Below are 3,127 nucleotides of genomic sequence, written 5' to 3'. Positions count from 1 at the left end.
CCGCCGCAAATTCAGACGGCGTCTGATAATTCAGCGTGGAGTGCGGGCGGCACTCGTTATAATCCTGACGCCATTCACTGATGGTTTTCCTGGCATGGCTGATGTCGCTGAACCAGTGTTCATTCAGGCATTCATCGCGAAAGCGTCCGTTGAAACTCTCAATAAATCCGTTCTGTGTCGGCTTGCCGGGCTGGATAAGTCGCAGCTCCACGCCATGCTCAAAGGCCCATTGATCGAGCGCGCGGCAGGTAAACTCCGGGCCCTGATCGGTCCTTATCGTAGCCGGATAGCCGCGAAATAGCGCAATGCTGTCCAGAATACGCGTGACCTGCACACCTGAAATCCCGAAGGCAACGGTCACCGTCAGGCACTCCTTCGTGAAGTCATCCACGCAGGTCAGGCACTTGATCCTGCGACCGGTGGCCAGCGCGTCCATGACGAAATCCATCGACCAGGTCAGATTAGGTGCCGCCGGGCGGAGCAGGGGCAGACGTTCTGTTGCCAGGCCTTTACGACGTCGTCTACGTTTTACTCCCAGGCCACTGAGATGATAAAGCCGGTACACGCGCTTGTGATTAACATGAAGCCCTTCGCGGCGCAGCAGCTGCCAGATGCGGCGGTAGCCAAAACGCCTGCGCTCCAGTGCCAGTTCGGTGATGCGTCCGGATAAATGCGCATCCGACGCCGGACGCTGCGCTTCGTAGCGGCAGGTCGACAGGGACAAACCTGTCAGCCTGCAGGCACGACGTTGCGACAGACCGGTCGCATCACACATCAACACCACGGCTTCCCGCTTCTGGTCTGTCGTCAGTACTTTCGGCCCAGGGCCACCTGAAGCGCCTCCTTATCCAGCATGGCTTCGGCAAGCAGCTTCTTGAGTCTGGCGTTCTCTTCCTCAAGTGACTTCAGACGCTTAACCTCTGGCACCTCCATACCACCATATTTTTTACGCCAGGTGTAAAACGTGGCATCGGAAATGGCATGCTTGCGGCAGAGTTCACGGGCGGATACCGCGGCTTCAGCCTCGCGGAGAATACTGATGATCTGTTGGTCGGAAAAACGCTTCTTCATGGGGATGTCCTCATGTGGCTTATGAAGACATTACTAACATCGGGGTGTGTTAATCAACGGGGAGCAGTTCAAATATACCATGCATTTCATCAGTTTTTCATTATGATTATATGTAGTTAGCGAACGCGAAATCGCGCTGAAAATTCAGTTTTAAAAGGAGCGTAAAATGAGTAAAAAAAGAAGAGTTTAAAAAAGGTATCAGGTGATCCCAGAAAGCGCGAGTAGAAAGGGCGCTTAAACTCCATGAATTTATCGATATGGATAACCCACGTGATGTGGAGAGGCTTAGGCCAGAAGCGATTGAAGAAAAATCGTTAGACATGGTGGGAGAGTTCTATGATTGGTATCCACATTGTTTGACGTTCATCGGACTGTACAGGCGCGAATGTATGGGGATATCTGTGCGCCTAAACCTGCGTTCAGCAGAGGTTATTGAGATGCTGGACACTAGCACACTAAGGCAGCATTACCGCAATTACTGAAAACAGATATTAGCTCTTAATTTGCGGGGGAAATGCTGATTTAATGGGTGTTCGAACGTCATATCCGGATTGACTATCAGACAGGGTCCGTCCATATATAATACCACGATGGAGTCGTTCAACGGCAGCCTGCGGCAGGAATGTCTCAAAGAGAGAAGGTTTATGTCCATGGAGGATGCCTGGTGCAAAATCGTGGCCTAGCGTATACCCTGTAAAAAGGCGTCTTCATTCTGCGCTGAACTGGATGACTCCGTCCAAATTTGCCTAAAAAAATCTGCCGGTTGCCAGAATAAGCAACAAACATAAGCCAGTTATTCCTGATTATCCTTGGACCTTATTCAGGATATGAGTAGCTTTATGAAAATCATTTGACCATTGCAAAAAAACCGGGCAGTACGCTTCATAAATGCGGTACTTCGTTATTTCCTATAGCGTATTTCTTATGTTGTCACTCTATATTGATATTGTCATCAGTTAATAACGGTTTCAGTCTGGATGAATTAACTTTTCGCTCGGCATGGTACAGACTGTGCGCATCCTGCATTCGTAGCCACCACTCTGGGGAACTGCCGATAACATAGGACAGACGTATTGCCATTTCAGCGCTGATAGCAATCTGTTGTTTTGTTACACGCTTAAGCCTCGATGGCGACACATCGAGGGCCACTGCCACTTCTTGCAAAGTTAAGTTAAGAGCGGAGATATTATCCGCAACCAGTTTGCCCGGATGGGGCGGATTATACTGCTTCATCGGTGGAGAACCTCATAGTGAGAACTCAAACGTCACCATCAGTAACTTCGATGGTGATGTGCCTATCGGTGCTGACCATCTTCTACAACAAAAACTAAGCCTAAGCTTAAATTCACCAAAAAACTCGAATCGCTACTCCTTTGGCCTAACTTCCGATCAGCGGAGCCAATATCATGCCGCAATTCTGTGTTTTAAGGGTACAAGATTATTGGTCAGGGTCACCGTGCTGACGGGCAAATACAGTCACTGTTTAACGCAAGCCAGTCCTGACTGGGTCAAAAAAAGATATAGAAGGTTTTAATAAAAACGTTCCGCGCAGACAAATTTAATACATACGCATGTGGTGGCCACGAGCGTGCACGTTGCTAAGAATCTCACGTAGTTCCCACCGGTAAACCGGCGGCCAAGCGTAAATAGTTACTTCATTCAACATCTTTATTATCCCGATCGAGCCGTACCTGAACCTTGGTTGCCCCCACCGACATGGTTACCGCCAGCACTATTGCGGCAATAGTGGCGATGAATACGGCATTCCTGAGCAACGCTTCCACTGGATAGCGATGAACCAGACGTCTGTTGACCATACTCACAGCCATTAATCCTACAATGTTTACTGCAAACATAAAGCAGATACGCAGAAAGAAGCTGCAGACTGGGCCCTCGGAGAGGGATACGCAGTACACGTTGCACTGGACTGACCCCGCCCCGGTAGACGATCCTGCCCTATAGTTTGAGCATAGGAGGAGCGTATGGGCACACCACGATTTACACCTGAATTTAAGGAAGAAGCCGTCCGTCAGATAACGGAACGCGGTTATTCCGT

At 49.5% G+C, this 3,127-nt stretch carries 4 protein-coding genes and 1 pseudogene; 2 read left to right on the top strand and 3 right to left on the bottom strand.

The annotated features are described in order from the left end of the window. Positions 1–1,071 (bottom strand): IS3 family transposase gene (locus tag WCC56_RS19100; protein ID WP_424693900.1). Its coding sequence is split into 2 segments (ribosomal slippage), with 1,072 coding nucleotides annotated over them: positions 1–813 and positions 813–1,071; the frame shifts between segments, so codons are not numbered across the junction. This gene is flagged as partial in the annotation. Between the two features lie 551 nt (positions 1,072–1,622). On the opposite strand from WCC56_RS19100, the gene WCC56_RS19095 reads away from it, so the two are divergent. Beyond that, entirely contained in the window at positions 1,623–1,754 is a 132-nt protein-coding gene (locus WCC56_RS19095; protein WP_424693899.1) for an integrase core domain-containing protein, read from the top strand. Between the two features lie 247 nt (positions 1,755–2,001). Here the strand turns inward: WCC56_RS19095 and WCC56_RS19090 are convergent, their stop codons facing one another. Beyond that, positions 2,002–2,304 (bottom strand): HigA family addiction module antitoxin, encoded by a 303-nt coding sequence (locus WCC56_RS19090; RefSeq protein ID WP_424693898.1) that lies wholly within the window; start codon positions 2,302–2,304, stop codon positions 2,002–2,004. A gap of 455 nt (positions 2,305–2,759) precedes the next feature. Further along, positions 2,760–2,930, bottom strand: a pseudogene (locus tag WCC56_RS19085) (Bcr/CflA family drug resistance efflux transporter); the annotation flags it as partial. Between the two features lie 123 nt (positions 2,931–3,053). On the opposite strand from WCC56_RS19085, the gene WCC56_RS19080 reads away from it, so the two are divergent. Continuing rightward, the coding region (locus WCC56_RS19080; protein WP_141108695.1) for a transposase at positions 3,054–3,127 on the top strand (74 nt) is incomplete at its 3' end.

The organism is Erwinia sp. (assembly GCF_049696395.1).
Taxonomy (GTDB): domain Bacteria; phylum Pseudomonadota; class Gammaproteobacteria; order Enterobacterales; family Enterobacteriaceae; genus Erwinia.
Note: the sequence above shows the minus strand (reverse complement) of the source record. Positions and strands in the feature narration are given on the sequence as shown.